The organism is Pseudomonas sp. EU05-FHT14B02, assembly GCF_058791055.1.
In genome coordinates, this window is the sequence record NZ_JBYTDD010000023.1 from 66,407 (window position 1) to 83,672 (window position 17,266).

Here is a 17,266-nt window from a genome sequence, read left to right on the forward strand (position 1 = left end):
TCTCTAGAATGGCTGGCATCTTTTCCTATACTCAGATGCGCATTGCGCGTCAGGTCGCCAGTAAGGTCAGCCATGAACAAGAACAATCGCCATCCTGCAGACGGTAAGAAACCAGTCACCATTTTCGGACCGGACTTTCCTTTCGCCTTCGACGACTGGATCGAACACCCCGCCGGGCTGGGCAGTATTCCCGAGCACAATCACGGTGCCGAAGTGGCGATTGTCGGCGGCGGGATCGCCGGCCTGGTGGCGGCGTATGAGTTGATGAAGCTGGGCCTGAAACCGGTCGTCTACGAAGCTTCGAAAATGGGTGGCCGTCTGCGCTCCCAGGCATTCAATGGCGCTGAAGGCATCGTTGCCGAACTGGGCGGGATGCGCTTCCCGGTGTCGTCAACCGCGTTCTACCACTACGTCGACAAACTGGGCCTGGAAACCAAACCTTTCCCCAACCCGCTAACGCCCGCGTCGGGCAGCACGGTGATCGACCTCGAAGGTCAGACCCATTACGCACAGAAGCTGTCGGACCTTCCTGCACTGTTCCAGGAAGTGGCTGACGCCTGGGCCGATGCCCTGGAAGCCGGCTCGCAGTTCTCCGATATCCAGCAAGCCATTCGCGACCGCGACGTACCACGCCTCAAGGAACTGTGGAACACCCTGGTGCCGCTGTGGGACGACCGCACCTTCTACGACTTCGTCGCCACCTCCAAGGCGTTCGCCAAGCTCTCGTTCCATCACCGTGAAGTATTCGGCCAAGTCGGTTTCGGCACCGGCGGCTGGGACTCGGACTTCCCGAACTCGATGCTGGAAATCTTCCGCGTGGTGATGACCAACTGCGACGATCACCAGCACCTGGTGGTCGGCGGCGTGGAACAGGTGCCACAAGGCATCTGGCGCCATGTGCCGGAGCGTTGCGCGCATTGGCCGGCCGGCACCAGCCTCAGCTCGCTGCACAACGGCGCACCGCGCACCGGCGTAAAGAAGATTGCCCACGCGCCGGGCGGCCGTTTCGCCGTCACCGACAACTGGGGTGACACCCGCGAATACGCGGCCGTGCTGACCACCTGCCAGAGCTGGCTCCTGACCACCCAGATCGAATGCGACGAAACCCTGTTCTCGCAAAAGATGTGGATGGCTCTGGACCGCACCCGCTACATGCAGTCGTCGAAGACTTTCGTGATGGTCGACCGCCCGTTCTGGAAGGACAAGGATCCGGAAACCGGCCGCGACCTGATGAGCATGACCCTCACCGACCGCTTGACCCGTGGCACTTATCTGTTCGACAACGGCGACGACAAGCCGGGGGTGATCTGCCTGTCGTACTCGTGGATGAGCGACGCGCTGAAAATGCTGCCCCAACCGGTGGAAAAACGCGTGAAACTGGCGCTGGATGCACTGAAAAAGATCTACCCGAAAGTCGACATCGCCGCGCGGATCATCGGCGACCCGATCACCGTTTCGTGGGAAGCCGACCCGCATTTCCTCGGCGCGTTCAAAGGCGCCCTGCCCGGCCACTACCGCTACAACCAGCGCATGTACGCCCACTTCATGCAGGACGACATGCCAGCCGAACAACGCGGGATCTTCATCGCCGGCGACGACGTTTCGTGGACGCCGGCCTGGGTTGAGGGCGCGGTACAGACCTCGCTCAACGCAGTGTGGGGCATCATGAAACACTTCGGCGGTGCAACTCACGCCGAGAATCCGGGTCCAGGAGATGTGTTCAACGAGATCGGACCGATCGCCCTGCCCGAGTAAGAGGAATCCGAAATGCGCGTAGCCCTTTACCAATGTCCGCCGCTGCCTCTGGATGTCGCTGGCAACCTGCAACGCTTGCAGCAGCTTGCACAGGAAGCCAGAGGTGCGGATCTGCTGGTGCTGCCGGAGATGTTCCTGACTGGCTACAACATCGGCGTCGATGCCGTCAGCGTACTGGCGGAGGCGTACAACGGTGAGTCGGCGCAGCAGGTTGCGCGCATTGCCAAGGCTGCCGGGATCGCCATTTTGTATGGCTACCCCGAACGCACCGAGGACGGACAGATCTACAACGCGGTGCAGTTGATCGACTCTGACGGCGAGCGCGTCTGCAACTACCGCAAAACCCATCTGTTCGGCGATCTGGATCACTCGATGTTCAGCGCAGGTTCCGACGAGTTTCCCATCGTTGAGCTCAACGGCTGGAAGCTCGGTTTCTTGATCTGCTACGACCTGGAATTTCCGGAGAACGCTCGACGCTTGGCCCTGGGCGGTGCCGAGCTGATCCTGGTGCCGACTGCGAACATGATTCCGTTCGATTTCGTCGCCGATGTCACCGTGCGCGCCCGCGCCTTCGAAAACCAGTGCTACGTGGCTTACGCCAACTACTGCGGCCATGAAGGCGACATCCATTATTGCGGCCAGAGCAGCATCGCCGCACCGGATGGCAGCCGTATCGCCCAGGCAGGCCTGGATGAAGCATTGATTGTCGGTGAGCTGGATCGTCAGTTGATGCTCGAATCCCGCGCCGCCAATCGCTACCTCCTCGATCGCCGCCCCGAGCTTTACGGCGAGCTGAACAAGTCCTAATCCGCTAGCATTGGCACTTCACTGTTCTGGAAGTGCCCATGCCCGCGCTGAATCACCCTCGCCCCCACACTGAAACCCTGGCCAATGGTCTGCGGGTGACGCTGCGTCATGCCCCGAATTTGAAGCGTTGCGCAGCAGCGTTACGGGTCGCCGCGGGCAGCCATGATGTGCCGCTGGCGTGGCCCGGTCTGGCGCACTTTCTTGAGCATCTGCTGTTTCTGGGCACTGAGCGTTTTCCCGCCGGGCAAGGATTGATGGCCTACGTCCAGAGTCATGGCGGCCAGGTAAACGCGCGGACCAGCGAACGCACCACGGACTACTTTTTCGAACTGCCGCCCCAAGCGTTTGCCGGTGGGTTGGAGCGTCTGTCAGACATGCTCGCCCATCCACGTATGAATCCGGACGACCAGCAGCGGGAACGGGAAGTGCTGCAGGCAGAGTTTGTCGCCTGGTCGCAGGATGCCAAGGCGCAGCAGCAATTTGCGCTGTTCAATGGCCTGGCCGAGGCTCATCCACTACGGGGTTTTCATGCCGGCAATCGCGACAGTCTGCCGCTGCAACAACCCGAGTTTCAGCAGGCGTTGCAGGATTTTTATCAGCGGTTTTACCAGACCGGGCAAATGACCTTGAGCCTGGCCGGGCCACAGAGTCTCGTTGAGTTGAAGGCAATGGCCGAAGCCTTTGGCAGTGTCATTGCCAAAGGCCAGACAGCCACTCAACTGCCCCCAGTAACGCTGATGGACGCCTCAACCAACAGTTATCAACAGACTGGCGAGCGACGCCTGGATCTGCTGTTTGCCCTTGAAGTGCTACCCGATTTCTCTGCCGATGCGTTGGCGTTCCTGTGCCACTGGCTGAACCTGGCAAAACCCGGTGGCTTAATGGCGGACCTGCGCGAGCGCGGGCTGGCCGATCACCTCAAAGCCCAGCCGCTGTACCAGTTCGCCGGGCAAGCCTTGCTGCATATCGAATTCACCCTGCCCACCGCAGACCCGGCTTCAGGCATCCACGAACGCTTGATGGATTGGCTCGGTTTCTTTGCCGCGCAAGACTGGAACCAATTGCGCGAAGAGTACGCCACCCTGCTCCGGCGCCAGCAGCAAGTCAGCAGCGCCTTGCAACTGGCCCGACTGGACAGCGAACAACGCGAAGTCGGGTTATCCGAGCCGGGTGTTACAGCCCTCAAGCAAATCCTTCAACAAATCGGCGCTGTGGATAACTTCAGCGGCCCATGGCAATTGCCGGCACCCAACCCGTTCTTGTGCTCCGAAGCACCGGCAGCCAACGCTGGATTGATTCGTGGCCAGACCAGCGCCCACCGAGGCCTGCGCACTTTTGCCCAGGACCGTTCGCGCAGCCGTCGTGAACGTTCGCCGATGCAATTCAGCCAGGCATGGCCAGACAATGGTGCTGAAGGCGCGATTTATCTACGCTGGCGTCTGGACTCGGCTCCCGGTAGCCACCTTCAATCACGGCTGGAAAACCACCTGCAACCGTTGCGCGAAGACGCGCACCAGGCCGGTGTGGAATTTTCCTTCAGTGCATCGGGCAACGAATGGCTGCTCAAACTGAACGGGCTGCAGGAACCGATGCCCAGCGTCCTGGAGCATGTGCTGAAAGAACTGACAAAACCTGACGCCGCTGTCTCACAAGCCGAATCGACGAGCGTTGCGCCAATACCGATTCGACAACTGCTCAAAGCATTACCCGAATACTGCCTCGGGCATACCGCAAACTCGGATGACGTGCAGCCACTCTGGTCGAGTGCGCGATGGGATGGGCTGGCCATCGGGTTATCGGCTCAGACTCAAGCAGCCATGGGCCTGGCCTTGAGCCGCATACCCGGCACGCCGGACAATCAACTGACGCCGCCCTCTTCAATCCTTGCACGGCATCTGTGGAGCACTGTCGATACCGCCTCCAGCGAGCACGCGTTGCTGCTGTTCTGTCCTGCAGCCACCCAGGAAATGGCCGACGAAGCCGCGTGGCGTTTGCTCGCGCATATCTGCCAGACACCGTTCTACCAACGCCTGCGGGTGGAGTTGCAACTCGGCTATGCGGTGTTCAGCGCCCTGCGGCAGATTCACGGGCAAACCGGAATGCTGTTCGGCGTGCAATCGCCAAGCGTTGCGCCTGTGGAGCTGCTGCAACACATCGAGCAATTCCTGAATCGATTGCCGGAACTGATCAACGCACTCGACGACACCACCTTCAACGCTCAACGCCAGGCCCTGGCGGATCAGTTTTGCAGCGCTGCGCTCACCACAGCTCAAGCGGCCGAATTGCTCTGGCAAGGCAAACTGGCCGGCCGCTCGTCGGATTATCTGACGCACTTGCCCGAGGCCATTGTGCGCATTGACCGGAGCGTTCTACTGGCTGCGGCCCAACGCCTGAATCAGGCCGAAGGCGGCTGGCTGTGCATTGCCAACAGCGTTACCCCGGGCGCGCCATGGCAAGCGGCAAAATGATCATTACCGGGGCTGCAAGGAGCTTTCTCAAAGTTTCACGGGCAATTTCTTTGAAATTTTGAGTAACATAGCAACCTAACTATCTGGAACCTCTCTGATTTGAGGTGGACTATACCTATAGATAGCGCTGTCCTACCCTACCTGAAGGAGTTCAATTTATGGCCTGGACCAAACCGGCTTACACCGACCTGCGTATTGGCTTTGAAGTCACCATGTACTTCGCAAGCCGCTAATCTCAGCTTTGGCAGAGATGCAGCACAACGCCTCGGTTATCCGAGGCGTTTTACTTTCAGCGTTGAAATGATGGAGCGTCCATGTTTGTCCAGATTCTAGGTTCCGCTGCCGGCGGCGGCTTCCCCCAGTGGAACTGCAACTGCGTGAACTGCGCGGGCTTTCGCGACGGCAGCCTGCGGGCCAAGGCGCGGACGCAATCGTCCATCGCGATTTCCGATGACGGCGTGAACTGGGTGCTGTGCAACACCTCCCCGGACATCCGCGCCCAACTCCAGGGCTTCGCCCCGATGCAGCCGGGCCGCGCCCTGCGCGATACCGGGATCGGCGCAATCATCCTGATGGACAGCCAGATCGACCACACCACCGGCCTGCTCATGTTGCGCGAAGGGTGCCCGCATCAGGTGTGGTGCACCGACATGGTCCATGAAGACCTGAGCACCGGATTTCCGCTGTTCACCATGCTCAACCACTGGAATGGCGGGCTGACCTGGAATCGCATCGAACTCGACCAGAGCTTCAGCGTACCGGCATGCCCGAACCTGCGCTTCACCCCGCTGCCGTTGCGCAGTGCCGCGCCGCCGTACTCACCACACCGCTTCGACCCCCATCCGGGCGACAACATCGGCCTGATCGTCGAAGACCTCAACACCGGCGGCAAACTGTTCTACGCACCGGGCCTGGGCAAGGTGGATGCTGGGCTTCTGGAGATCATGGCCGGCAGCGATTGCCTGCTGGTCGATGGAACGTTGTGGGATGACGATGAAATGCAGCGTCGCGGCGTCGGCACCCGCACCGGCCGCGAGATGGGACACCTGGCGCAGAACGGCCCCGGTGGCATGCTTGAGGTGCTTGAGCAATTGCCCAACCAGCGCAAAGTACTTATCCACATCAACAACACCAACCCGATTCTCGATGAAGACTCGCCAGAACGCGCGGAACTGGATCGGCGTCAGGTTGAAGTGGCGTATGACGGCATGAGTATTGTGCTGTAGCGGATGACCCTATCGCGAGCAAGCTCGCTCCCACAGTTGACCGCATTCCCCTGTGGGAGCGAGCTTGCTCGCGAGGAGGCCGGCAGCAGCAACACATATCCTGGTTGTTCCCCGGAGAACCGCAATGACTGACACCCCAATGTCCCCCTCACAATTCGAAGCGGCCCTGCGCGCCAAGGGCGCCTACTACCACATCCATCACCCCTATCACGTGGCGATGTACGAAGGCCGGGCCACCCGAGAACAGATACAGGGCTGGGTCGCCAACCGTTTCTACTATCAGGTGAACATCCCCCTGAAGGACGCGGCCATTCTGGCTAACTGCCCGGACCGCGAGATCCGCCGCGAGTGGATTCAACGCCTGCTGGACCACGACGGTGCGCCCGGTGAAGACGGCGGCATCGAAGCCTGGCTGCGCCTGGGCCAGGCCGTGGGCCTCGACCCGGACCAACTGCGTTCCCAGGAGCTGGTACTGCCTGGCGTGCGCTTCGCCGTGGACGCCTATGTCAATTTCGCCCGCCGCGCCAGTTGGCAGGAAGCCGCGAGCAGCTCGCTGACCGAACTGTTCGCCCCGCAGATCCACCAATCGCGCCTCGACAGTTGGCCCCAGCACTACCCATGGATCGACCCGGCCGGCTACGAGTATTTCCGCACGCGCCTGGGCCAGGCACGGCGTGATGTCGAGCATGGTCTGGCGATCACGTTGCAGCACTACACCACCCGTGAAGGCCAGGAGCGCATGCTGGAAATTCTCCAGTTCAAACTGGACATTCTTTGGAGCATGCTTGATGCCATGAGCATGGCCTACGAACTGAAACGCCCGCCGTATCACAGCGTGACCGGGGAACGGGTCTGGCACAAAGGAATCACCTTATGAGTTTCGATCGCAGCAAGACCCCGACCTGGCGTCCCGGCTACCGGTTCCAGTACGAACCGGCGCAAAAAGGCCACGTGCTGCTGTACCCGGAAGGCATGATCAAGCTCAACGAAAGTGCCGCGCTGATCGGCGGTTTGATTGATGGTGAACGGGATGTCGCGGCCATCATCAATGAGCTCGACCGGCAGTTTCCCGACGTGCCCGAACTCGGAGACGACATCGAGCAATTCATGGAGGTTGCCCGTGCGCAGCACTGGATCGAACTTGCCTGATTCATCAAGGCAGGTACCGCCCAAACCCGAGGTCGGCTTGCCGCTGTGGCTGCTCGCCGAGCTGACCTATCGCTGCCCGCTGCAATGCCCATACTGCTCCAATCCGCTGGATTTCGCCGAGCAAGGCAAAGAGCTGAGCACCGAGCAGTGGATCAAGGTGTTTCGTGAAGCGCGGGAAATGGGCGCCGCGCAGCTTGGCTTTTCCGGTGGCGAACCGCTGGTGCGTCAGGACCTCGCCGAGCTGATCGTTGAAGCGCGCAAGCTGGGTTTCTATACCAACCTGATCACGTCCGGTATCGGACTGACCGAACAGAAAATCAGCGACTTCAAGAAGGCCGGTCTCGATCACATCCAGATCAGCTTCCAGGCCAGTGACGAGCAGGTGAACAATCTGCTGGCCGGCTCGAAAAAGGCCTTCGCGCAGAAACTGGAAATGGCCCGGGCGGTGAAGTCCCACGGTTATCCGATGGTGCTGAACTTCGTCACCCATCGGCACAATATCGACCAGATCGACCGCATCATCGAGTTGTGCATCGCACTGGAAGCGGACTTCGTCGAGCTCGCCACTTGCCAGTTCTACGGCTGGGCGCAACTCAATCGCGTTGGGCTTTTGCCGACCAAGGAGCAACTGGTGCGCGCCGAACGCATCACCAACGAATACCGCGCCAAACTGGAAGCCGAAGGGCACCCGTGCAAGCTGATTTTCGTCACGCCGGATTATTACGAGGAACGCCCGAAAGCCTGCATGAACGGCTGGGGCAGTATTTTCCTGACGGTCACGCCAGACGGAACCGCCCTGCCCTGTCACGGTGCCCGACAGATGCCGGTGCAGTTTCCCAACGTGCGTGACCACAGCATGCAGCACATCTGGTACGACTCGTTCGGCTTCAACCGCTTTCGCGGGTACGACTGGATGCCCGAGCCGTGCCGCTCCTGTGACGAGAAAGAAAAAGACTTCGGCGGCTGCCGCTGCCAGGCGTTCATGCTCACCGGCGATGCAAGCAATGCAGACCCGGTATGCAGCAAGTCGCCACAACACGGCGTGATCCTCAAGGCTCGCGAAGAAGCCGGGCACGCGACCCAGACCATCGACCAACTGGCCTTTCGCAATGAACGAAACTCACGCCTCATCGCCAAAAGCTGAACCTTTCAGCGCTGCCAAAGCCGTGGCCGCCGGTATCGATTTTGCCGAACTGCAGGTCGGTCGACAGGGCCTGTTCTGGAACGAATACCGCCCCGAAGACGCTGCGTGCCGGATCTGGCACTGGTGTGACGGCGCAGCGAAATGCCTGACGCCACCAGGGTTCAGCGTGCGCAGTCGGGTGTACGAATATGGTGGTGGAGCGTTTTGTCTGACGGACGATGGAATCGTTTTCGTCAATGAGGCCGACCAGCAGTTGTATCGGCAATCACTGCAAGACGAAGCGCCCGAAAGGCTGACGTCCGGGACGTGCCGTTATGGCGATTTACAGTTCGCCAACGGGCAAGTGCTGGCGGTCGAGGAGCACCGCGATCAACACCGATTGGTGGCGATCGATCTGTTGGATGGCGCACGTCACTCGCTGGCCGAGGGTGCTGATTTCTACGCGGCACCGACACTGAGCCCTGATGCCCGGCGCCTGGCCTGGATCGAGTGGAGTCGCCCGGATCAGCCATGGACAGCGACCCGTTTGATGGTTGCCGAGCGCCTCGCCAACGGCGGCTTTGCCGAGGCTCGTTGTGTGGCGGGCGACGGCACTCAAGAGTCTGTGCAACAACCGCGGTTTGATGCTGGCGGTCGCCTGTATTGCCTGACGGATCGCGCGGGTTATTGGCAGCCATGGAAAGAATCTGAAAAAGGCCTGAGCCCATTGCCAAGTGCCAGCGCCGACCATGGCTCCGCGCCCTGGCAACTCGGCGGCAGCACCTGGTTGCCGCTTAGCGACAACAGTTATCTGGCCAGTTGGACCGAGGGCGGGTTTGGCCGACTGGGCATAGGCGGCGACTCCAGCGCCGACTTTACCGGCGACTACAGCCGCTTCCGCCATCTCGCCGTGGATGACCAGTTCATCTATTGCATCGCGGCGTCGCCTGTCAGCTCAACCGCCGTCATCGCCATCGAGCGTCAGAGCCGGCAAGTGCAAGTGCTGGCCGGCGGCATCGCACCGCTTGCACCCGAACAGATCAGCCGCCCGCAAACCTTGCGCTACCCAAGTGGCTCAGGCGAAGCACACGGCTTCTTCTACCCGGCGATGACCGGCGAGGCGAAACCGCCATTGGTAGTGTTCGTCCATGGCGGACCGACTTCGGCGTGTTACCCGATGCTCGATCCGCGTATCCAGTACTGGGCACAGCGGGGCTTCGCCGTGGCCGACCTCAACTATCGCGGCAGCAGCGGTTATGGGCGGGCCTATCGCCAGGCACTGCACCTGAGTTGGGGTGATGTTGATGTGCAAGACGCCTGCGCAGTGGTCAGTTACCTCAAGCAGCGAGGCTTGATCGACGGCGACCAGGCATTCATTCGCGGCGGCAGCGCCGGCGGCTACACCAGCCTTTGCGCCTTGGCCTTTCACAACGTGTTCCGCGCTGGCGCCAGCCTGTATGGGGTCAGCGACCCGGTGGCGCTGGGGCGCGCGACCCACAAATTCGAAAGCGACTATCTGGATTGGCTAATCGGCGATCCGCAACTGGATGCCGAACGCTACGCCGCACGCACGCCGCTGCTGCATGCCGGCAACATCCGCGTGCCAATGATCTTCTTTCAAGGAGAACTGGATGCCGTGGTCGTCCCGCAACAGACCCGCGACATGGTCACGGCACTGCAGGACAACGGCATCCTGGTCGAAGCGCATTACTACGCAGATGAACGCCATGGCTTTCGCAAGGCCGGTAACCAGGCCCATGCGCTGGAGCAGGAGTGGTTGTTTTATCGGCGGGTGATGGATTCAGTGGGCTGAAGCCTGCGTTCATTGCCGAAACGGCTTGCCCGCGAAAGCGATCGATCTAACTCCGCAAAAATTCAGCGCTTGGCGATGATGTACACCGCATGCACGATCCCCGGAATGTAACCGCACAACGTCAGCAGAATATTCAGCCAGAACGCCCCGCCGAATCCTACTTGCAGAAACACACCCAGTGGCGGCAACAGGATGGCGATGATGATGCGAATAAAGTCCATGGGACAGCTCCTGATTGGGTGGGCTCATTCGAGCCCTACAGCTAATCGACCTGCGCCGTTTGTCAGGGTTCAGTCACTCTACTCTCAAGTTCCGCCCCTTCGTTGAGTTTTGCAGACAAAAAAACGCCCCACGCCAAAAGTGTCGGGCGTGAGGCGTGCGTTATACCGCGAGACGGTTCTGGAATGTGTGCAGGGCGCGCCCGATCAGACGGCAATCCCCTTGCGGCACTGCAATTGTGCGGTGCGCACTCGGGAGAAGGCGCGCGCCAGGCGCAGGAGCATTTCATCGATGTTGGCGTTGCTGACATTTAGCGCAGGGGTAAAGCGCAGGCAGTCGGGTTGCGGGGCATTGAGCAACAAGCCTTCGTACAGCGCGGCCTTGACCACCGCGTCAGCGGAGTCGTCCGACAGCGTCAGCCCCCACAGCAGCCCTTGTCCGCGCAACTCGCCGTGACCGTAACGACGGGCCAAACGCCCTAAACCTTCACGCAGGTGTTGACCGGCCTCTGCGACGTGCTTGAGGAAAGTCTTGTCCTGCACGGTGTCGAGCACCGAAAGCCCCGCCGCGGTCATCAACGCACTACCGTGATGAGTACCTGCCAACTCGCCAATGTCGAAACAGCAAGCTTTGCCCCGCGCCAGCAGCGCGGCCAAAGGCACGCCGCCGCCCAAGCCTTTGCCGAGCACGACGATATCCGCCGTGACGCCGCAGGACTGTTCCGCGAGCAAGGTGCCACAACGGCCGATGCCGGTTTGCACTTCGTCGAAGATCAGCAAAATGCCGAGTTCACGGCACAGGCGTTCAACGCCCTTGAGATAGTGCGCGGTGGCCGGGACCACGCCGGCTTCGCTCTGGATCGGCTCGAGCATGATCGCTACGGTCCGTTCATCCACGGCCGCATGCATCGCTGGCAGGTCATTGAACGGAACACGACTGAAGCCTGGCAATTGCGGCTCGAACCGGTTGGCCAATGTCGAACTGTCCGACGCCGAAATCGTCGCCAGGCTCCGGCCGTGGCAACCGTTGTTAGCCACAATGATTCGCGACGCACCGCCGCGATGCCGTTGACCCCATTTACGTGCCAGCTTGATCGCCGCCTCGCAGGCTTCGCTGCCGGTATTGAGCAGGTAGGCCTGATCACTGCCGGTGCTGGCACACAAATGTTCGGCGAGGCTGAGCATGCCGCGGTTATGCAGACCAAAACCCGGGTTGATCAGCGACTGAGCCTGGGCTGTGATTGCATTGACCAGTACCGAAGGGCTATGACCGAGGCTGTTAGCCCCGCCGCCCTGGGAAAAATCCAGGTACGCACGATCATCGCTGTCCCACAACCATGAACCCTGGCCACGCACAAACACCTGTTTTGGCCGCTCGACACTGGGCATCAAGTACTCGCTGGAAAGGTTAACGCCTTGGGATGGCGGGGAGGCGTCCATGACCAGATCATCAAGACTGGGAGGACTGCGGCGCAGACTGAACAGGTTCATCTGAAAAAAAACCTTTTGAGGTTTTTTGCCTTACCTATGTAAATACCATCGAAGCAAAGGGTATTCATCGCGCTCTGTGGCCCTGTAAGCCCTGTGAATGCGGTTAGACTAGGCTCAGATGAGGCGTTCAGCCATTTCGATTTCCCAGCATTTTCGATAAGTAATATTTATGGATTTCAAGCAACTGCGTTATTTCGTCGCGGTCTACGAAGAAGGCCACGTGGGCCGGGCCGCCGAGCGTCTGTCCATCTCTCAGCCGGCACTGTCCCAGCAAATCCGCCACCTCGAACAAAACCTGGATGTAAGCCTGTTCGAGCGCAGCAGCAAACGCCTGTTGCCGACCCTCGCAGCCCATACGCTGTACAACCACGCCCTGCCTTTGCTCGATGGCCTGCAACGGGCACGGGAAGCGCTCGGCAACTTCAAGGGTCAGGCGCTGCGCACCCTGGCCATCGGTGTATTGCAGACCGTGCACACCAGCCTCGTTCCGCAGATGCTCGAGCGGGTGCGCAAGGCGCAACCGCATCTGGTGGTGCAGATCTACGAACTGACCGGCCTGGAAATCGAGCGGCGACTGCTCAACGGTTCTCTGGATATCGGCATCAGCTACCTGCCACCCCGCCAGCCTGGCTTGCATGGCGTGATGCTGTACGAAGATGAACTGACCCTGGTCATCCCGGCAGAGCATCCGCTGCGCGAATTCAAGAAAGTGTCCATGAGTCAGGCTGCCGAACTGCCGATGTTACTGCTGGGCGAAGAGTTTCAGATCAGGCAGATCTGGCAGGCACAGCTCACAAGCCTCGGACGTCGCCCACAAGTGCAAGCCGAATTGAACAACATGGCAGGCATCCTCGACAGCCTGCCCCACACGCGCCTGGCGACGGTACTGCCCGGTCGTTCGCAAAAGACCCATGGCAATCACGAACTGCTGTGGAAACCCCTGAGTGAACCGCGAGTGCCGCTGAAAGTCGGGTTGGTGTGTCGGGATGTGCAACGGCAGCAGGCCTCGCTGGCATTGCTGCAGACATTGCTGGAAGAAGTGATAAATGGGCCGGACGGGCGTTTGAACAGCGCGCAGGCTCTGGATGGGCCAAGCTGAAAACTTTTCTTCGGGAAAAAGAAAACCCCGCCGAAGCGGGGCTTTGCAGACTGTTTCCCTGACATCCATTTCACTCCGCCGTCCTGGCAGAATCCTACGTGTCCCTGTTGTTGCTTTGCGCTTCCTGCGCTACGTCCATGAGAAGTAGATTAGCTGTGGATCCAATTTGCATCTATGGGAGAACAGCAGCACGTTATGTAAGAGAATGCTTACATAACGTTACTTCATCAGAATTGTCCCGCATCCAGCAGGAACAACGATTCGCTACCGGCCTTCACCGACGCGCTCAACGAGTGAATGCGCGGCAGCAGGCGGGCAAAATAGAAGCGCGCCGTGCCCAATTTGCTGGCGTAGAAATCGTCTTGCGCTTCCTTGCCCAAAGCCGCCTTGGCCATCAGGGCCCACATGTAGGCGTAGGCCACGTAGCCGAACACCTGCAGATACTCGACCGACGCCGCGCCGATTTCGTTCGGATTGCTCTTCGCCCGGTCCAGCAACCACACAGTCAGTTCATCGAGGGAAGTCACGGCGTCGTTCAGCGGCTTGGTGAACTCGGCGAGGTCCGCGCTGGCAGTCCCTGTGAAGTGGCGGATCTCGTCGGCGAACAGGTTGTAGAACGCCCCGCCGCTACCGACGATCTTGCGCCCGACCAGGTCCAGTGCCTGGATGCCGTTGGTGCCTTCGTAGATCTGGGTGATACGCACGTCACGCACCAGTTGCTCCTGGCCCCATTCACGGATGTAACCGTGGCCGCCGAAGATCTGTTGGCCGTGTACGGTGGTTTCCAGGCCGAGGTCGGTCAGGAACGCCTTGGCCACCGGGGTCAGCAACGCCACCAGGTCTTCCGCGCGCTTGCGGGTGGCGGCGTCTTCGCTGAACTTGGCGGTGTCCAGTTGCATCGCCACGTAGGTGGAGAACGCACGACCCCCTTCGTTCGAAGCTTTCATGGTCAACAGCATGCGCCGCACGTCCGGGTGGACGATGATCGGGTCAGCCACTTTGTCCTTGTTCTGTGCGCCAGTGGGCGAACGGCTTTGCAGACGGTCACGGGCGTATTCCACGGCGTTCTGGTACGAGCGCTCGCCCGTGGCCAGGCCCTGGATACCGACGCCCAGACGCTCGTAGTTCATCATGGTGAACATCGCCGCCAGGCCTTTGTTCGGCTCGCCGACCAGGTAACCCACGGCTTCATCGAAGTTCATCACGCAGGTCGCGGAGGCCTGGATGCCCATCTTGTGTTCGATCGAGCCGCAGTTTGCCGGGTTGCGCGCGCCCAGGCTGCCATCGGCATTGACCATGAACTTCGGCACCAGGAACAGCGAAATGCCTTTCGGCCCCGCCGGCGCATCCGGCAACTTGGCCAGCACCAGGTGGATGATGTTTTCGGTCAGGTCGTGTTCGCCACCGGTGATGAAGATCTTGGTGCCGCTGACCTTGTAGGAACCGTCGGCCTGAGGCTCGGCCTTGGTGCGGATGATCCCCAGGTCGGTACCGGCGTGCGGCTCGGTCAGGCACATGGAACCGGCCCAGATACCGGCGTACATGTTCGGCAGGTACGCGGCTTTCAGTTCTTCGCTGGCGTGGGCGTTGATCGACAGGCAAGCACCGGCGGTCAGCATCGGGTACAGGCCGAACGACAGGCTGGCGGAGTTGACCATTTCCTCGACCTGGGCCGAAACGGCTTTGGGCATGCCCATGCCGCCATAGGACGGATCACCACCGACACCGACCCAGCCGCCTTCAGCGTAGGTCTGATAGGCCTGCGGAAAACCTGCCGGTGTGGTGACGGCACCGTCCGCCCAATGGCAACCTTCTTCGTCAGCGGCACGGCTCAACGGTGCGATGCTTTTGCTGGTGACTTTGCCGGCTTCTTCCAGAATGGCTTCGACGGTTTCCGCATCGACGGTTTCGGCCAGTGCAGGCAGTTCGGCCCAGAGTTTGGCGACCTCGAAAACTTCATTGAGGACGAAGCGCATATCGCGCAGGGGCGCTTTGTAGTCAGCCATGGCAAACCTCGCAAGATCTATACAGGTGATTCACAGGAAGAGTGTTTTCGTTGGGTCGGAGTGTACCTCAACAACTTTTGCGACACATAGGGTCAACTTATGACTATTTTGTTATTTTTAGTCATTGCGGTATGGAGAGGCGAAACGTAAGAACTGTAGGAGCGAGCTCGCTCGCGAAAAACCCCAAGGCGCCACTGGGCATCTGGTTTTACGCGTTATCGTTCACGACCATCGCGAGCAAGCTCGCTCCTACAGGGTAGGTGTCAGAGTGCAAACAGCTCCGCCGGCAGTTGCATCAGGCAATCACTCCCCGCTTCGATGGCCGCCCGATGAGCGGCAGTGCGTGGCAACAGACGCTTGAAGTAAAACTCGTTGGTCGCCAGCTTGCCCCGGCAGAAGTCACCATCACCGCTGCCCGCATCGAGCTGCGCCTGAGCCACCAGCGCCATGCGCAACCACAGGTAGCCGAGGATGATATAACCGCTGTACATCAGGTAATCCACCGACGCAGCACCGACTTCGTCCGGGTTTTTCATCGCCGCCATACCGACCCTGGTGGTCAATTCACCCCACTGCTGGTTCAGTTGATTGAGCTGCGCCACATACCCGGCCAGTTGTGGATGTTCGGCGTTCGCCGCGCAGAACTTGTGGACGATTTTGGTGAAACCGCGCAGCAGCTTGCCCTGGCTGCCGAGTACCTTGCGCCCGAGCAGGTCCAGCGCCTGAATGCCGTTGGTGCCCTCATAGATCGGCGCGATCCGGCAGTCGCGTACCAGTTGCTCCATTCCCCACTCACGAATGAAGCCGTGCCCGCCAAACACCTGCATGCCATGGTTGGTCACCTCCAGCCCGGTGTCGGTCATGAAGGCTTTGCAGATTGGCGTGAGGAACGCCAGCAAGTCTTCGGCATCCCGGCGCGCCGTTTCGTCCGGGCTTAGGTGTGCAATGTCGAGCAACTGTGCGGTGAAGTAGGTCAGCGCGCGGTTGCCCTCGTTGAAGGCTTTCATGGTCAGCAACATCCGCCGCACATCAGGATGCACGATGATCGGGTCGGCGGCCTTTTCCGGCGCTTTCGGGCCGGTCAGCGAGCGCATCTGCAAACGGTCGTTGGCGTATTTGATCGCGCCCTGGAAACTCGCCTCCCCCAGACACAGCCCTTGCATGCCGGTGCCCAGTCGCGCGTGGTTCATCATGGTGAACATGCAGTTGAGGCCCTTGTTCGGCTCGCCGATCAGGAAACCCTTGGCCTCGTCGAAGTTCAGCACGCAGGTGGCCGAGGCCTTAATGCCCATTTTGTGTTCGATCGAGCCGCAGGACACGCCGTTGCGCTCGCCCGCTTCCCCCGTCGCATCGGGCAGGAACTTGGGCACGATGAACAGCGAAATGCCCTTGGTCCCGGCCGGTGCGTCCGGTAATTTGGCCAGCACCAGGTGAATGATGTTGTCGCTCATGTCGTGCTCACCGGCGGAGATGAAAATCTTGCTGCCAGAGATCGCGTAGTTGCCATCGGCCGCAGGTACGGCGCGGGTCTTGATGATGCCCAGGTCAGTGCCGCAATGGGCTTCGGTCAGGCACATGGTGCCGGTCCATTGGCCAGCGGTGAGCTTCTTCAAATAGGTCTGCTTTTGCTCCTCGGTACCATGGGCGTGGATCGCCGACATCGCACCGTGGGTCAGGCCGGGGTACATGCCCCACGAAGTGTTGCTGGAACCCACCATCTCGCTGATCACCAGCCCCAGAGAGATCGGCAAACCTTGACCGCCGTAAACCGGATCCGCCGCCAGGCCATGCCAGCCGCCCTCGACATATTGGGCGAATGCCTGCTTGAAGCCCGAGGGCGTCGTGACCACGCCATTGTCGAAATGGCAGCCTTCTTCATCGCCACTGCGGTTCAGCGGCGACAGTACGTTTTCGCAGAACTTCGCCCCTTCTTCGAGGATCGCATTGACCATGTCCTGGCTGGCATCGGTGGCCCACAGCGCGACGTAGTTACTGTGAAAGTCGAAGACGTGGTCGATCAGAAAGCGCATGTCGCGCAAGGGAGCTTTGTACTCGGGCATGGTCATTCTCCGTCGGCAGATTTCTCCAACCTACTGCTGCCGACCACGCCT

At 60.4% G+C, this 17,266-nt stretch carries 14 protein-coding genes; 10 read left to right on the plus strand and 4 right to left on the minus strand.

The window, feature by feature from the left end; genetic code table 11:
- Positions 1-72: 72 nt before the first annotated feature.
- From AC3WTM_RS20595 to AC3WTM_RS20635, 9 genes are all read left to right on the plus strand, one after another.
- On the plus strand, positions 73-1,755 hold the full coding sequence (locus tag AC3WTM_RS20595) for a flavin monoamine oxidase family protein (protein WP_057713046.1): 1,683 nt from the start codon (positions 73-75) through the stop codon (positions 1,753-1,755).
- A gap of 12 nt (positions 1,756-1,767) precedes the next feature.
- Positions 1,768-2,562, plus strand: coding sequence for a carbon-nitrogen hydrolase family protein (locus AC3WTM_RS20600; RefSeq protein WP_102670859.1), 795 nt, complete (start codon positions 1,768-1,770; stop codon positions 2,560-2,562).
- Between the two features lie 38 nt (positions 2,563-2,600).
- Positions 2,601-5,030: a pyrroloquinoline quinone biosynthesis protein PqqF gene (gene pqqF / locus AC3WTM_RS20605; RefSeq protein ID WP_102670858.1), complete on the plus strand. Its 2,430-nt coding sequence runs from the start codon at positions 2,601-2,603 to the stop codon at positions 5,028-5,030.
- A 158-nt stretch (positions 5,031-5,188) separates the two neighbouring features.
- Entirely contained in the window at positions 5,189-5,263 is a 75-nt protein-coding gene (pqqA, locus tag AC3WTM_RS20610; protein ID WP_003444522.1) for a pyrroloquinoline quinone precursor peptide PqqA, read from the plus strand.
- An 81-nt stretch (positions 5,264-5,344) separates the two neighbouring features.
- On the plus strand, positions 5,345-6,256 hold the full coding sequence (gene pqqB, locus AC3WTM_RS20615; RefSeq protein WP_102670857.1) for a pyrroloquinoline quinone biosynthesis protein PqqB: 912 nt from the start codon (positions 5,345-5,347) through the stop codon (positions 6,254-6,256).
- A 124-nt stretch (positions 6,257-6,380) separates the two neighbouring features.
- The gene (pqqC, locus tag AC3WTM_RS20620) at positions 6,381-7,133 is read left to right on the plus strand and encodes a pyrroloquinoline-quinone synthase PqqC (RefSeq protein WP_102670856.1); all 753 of its coding nucleotides are present in this window, start codon (positions 6,381-6,383) and stop codon (positions 7,131-7,133) included.
- Positions 7,130-7,405 (plus strand): pyrroloquinoline quinone biosynthesis peptide chaperone PqqD, encoded by a 276-nt coding sequence (pqqD, locus tag AC3WTM_RS20625; protein WP_102670855.1) that lies wholly within the window; start codon positions 7,130-7,132, stop codon positions 7,403-7,405. Before pqqC ends, pqqD begins: the two co-directional genes overlap by 4 nt.
- On the plus strand, positions 7,377-8,549 hold the full coding sequence (gene pqqE, locus AC3WTM_RS20630) for a pyrroloquinoline quinone biosynthesis protein PqqE (protein ID WP_102670854.1): 1,173 nt from the start codon (positions 7,377-7,379) through the stop codon (positions 8,547-8,549). Before pqqD ends, pqqE begins: the two co-directional genes overlap by 29 nt.
- Positions 8,515-10,341, plus strand: coding sequence for a S9 family peptidase (locus AC3WTM_RS20635; RefSeq protein ID WP_102670853.1), 1,827 nt, complete (start codon positions 8,515-8,517; stop codon positions 10,339-10,341). Before pqqE ends, AC3WTM_RS20635 begins: the two co-directional genes overlap by 35 nt.
- A 62-nt stretch (positions 10,342-10,403) precedes the next feature.
- Here AC3WTM_RS20635 and AC3WTM_RS20640 read toward each other — a convergent pair whose 3' ends face one another.
- Entirely contained in the window at positions 10,404-10,562 is a 159-nt protein-coding gene (locus AC3WTM_RS20640) for a YqaE/Pmp3 family membrane protein (protein ID WP_003228885.1), read from the minus strand.
- Positions 10,563-10,766: 204 nt separating this feature from the next.
- Complete coding sequence (locus AC3WTM_RS20645; RefSeq protein ID WP_102670852.1) at positions 10,767-12,050, minus strand: aspartate aminotransferase family protein; 1,284 nt, start codon at positions 12,048-12,050, stop codon at positions 10,767-10,769.
- 169 nt (positions 12,051-12,219) lie between these two features.
- Here AC3WTM_RS20645 and AC3WTM_RS20650 point away from each other — a divergent pair, with 169 nt between their 5' ends.
- Positions 12,220-13,149 carry a LysR family transcriptional regulator gene (locus tag AC3WTM_RS20650; protein WP_102670851.1) on the plus strand — a complete coding sequence of 310 codons (930 nt, stop codon included), beginning with the start codon at positions 12,220-12,222 and terminating at the stop codon, positions 13,147-13,149.
- A gap of 227 nt (positions 13,150-13,376) precedes the next feature.
- Here AC3WTM_RS20650 and AC3WTM_RS20655 read toward each other — a convergent pair whose 3' ends face one another.
- The gene (locus AC3WTM_RS20655; RefSeq protein WP_102670850.1) at positions 13,377-15,155 is read right to left on the minus strand and encodes an acyl-CoA dehydrogenase C-terminal domain-containing protein; all 1,779 of its coding nucleotides are present in this window, start codon (positions 15,153-15,155) and stop codon (positions 13,377-13,379) included.
- Positions 15,156-15,418: 263 nt separating this feature from the next.
- Positions 15,419-17,215: an acyl-CoA dehydrogenase C-terminal domain-containing protein gene (locus tag AC3WTM_RS20660; protein WP_102670849.1), complete on the minus strand. Its 1,797-nt coding sequence runs from the start codon at positions 17,213-17,215 to the stop codon at positions 15,419-15,421.
- Positions 17,216-17,266 lie beyond the last annotated feature (51 nt).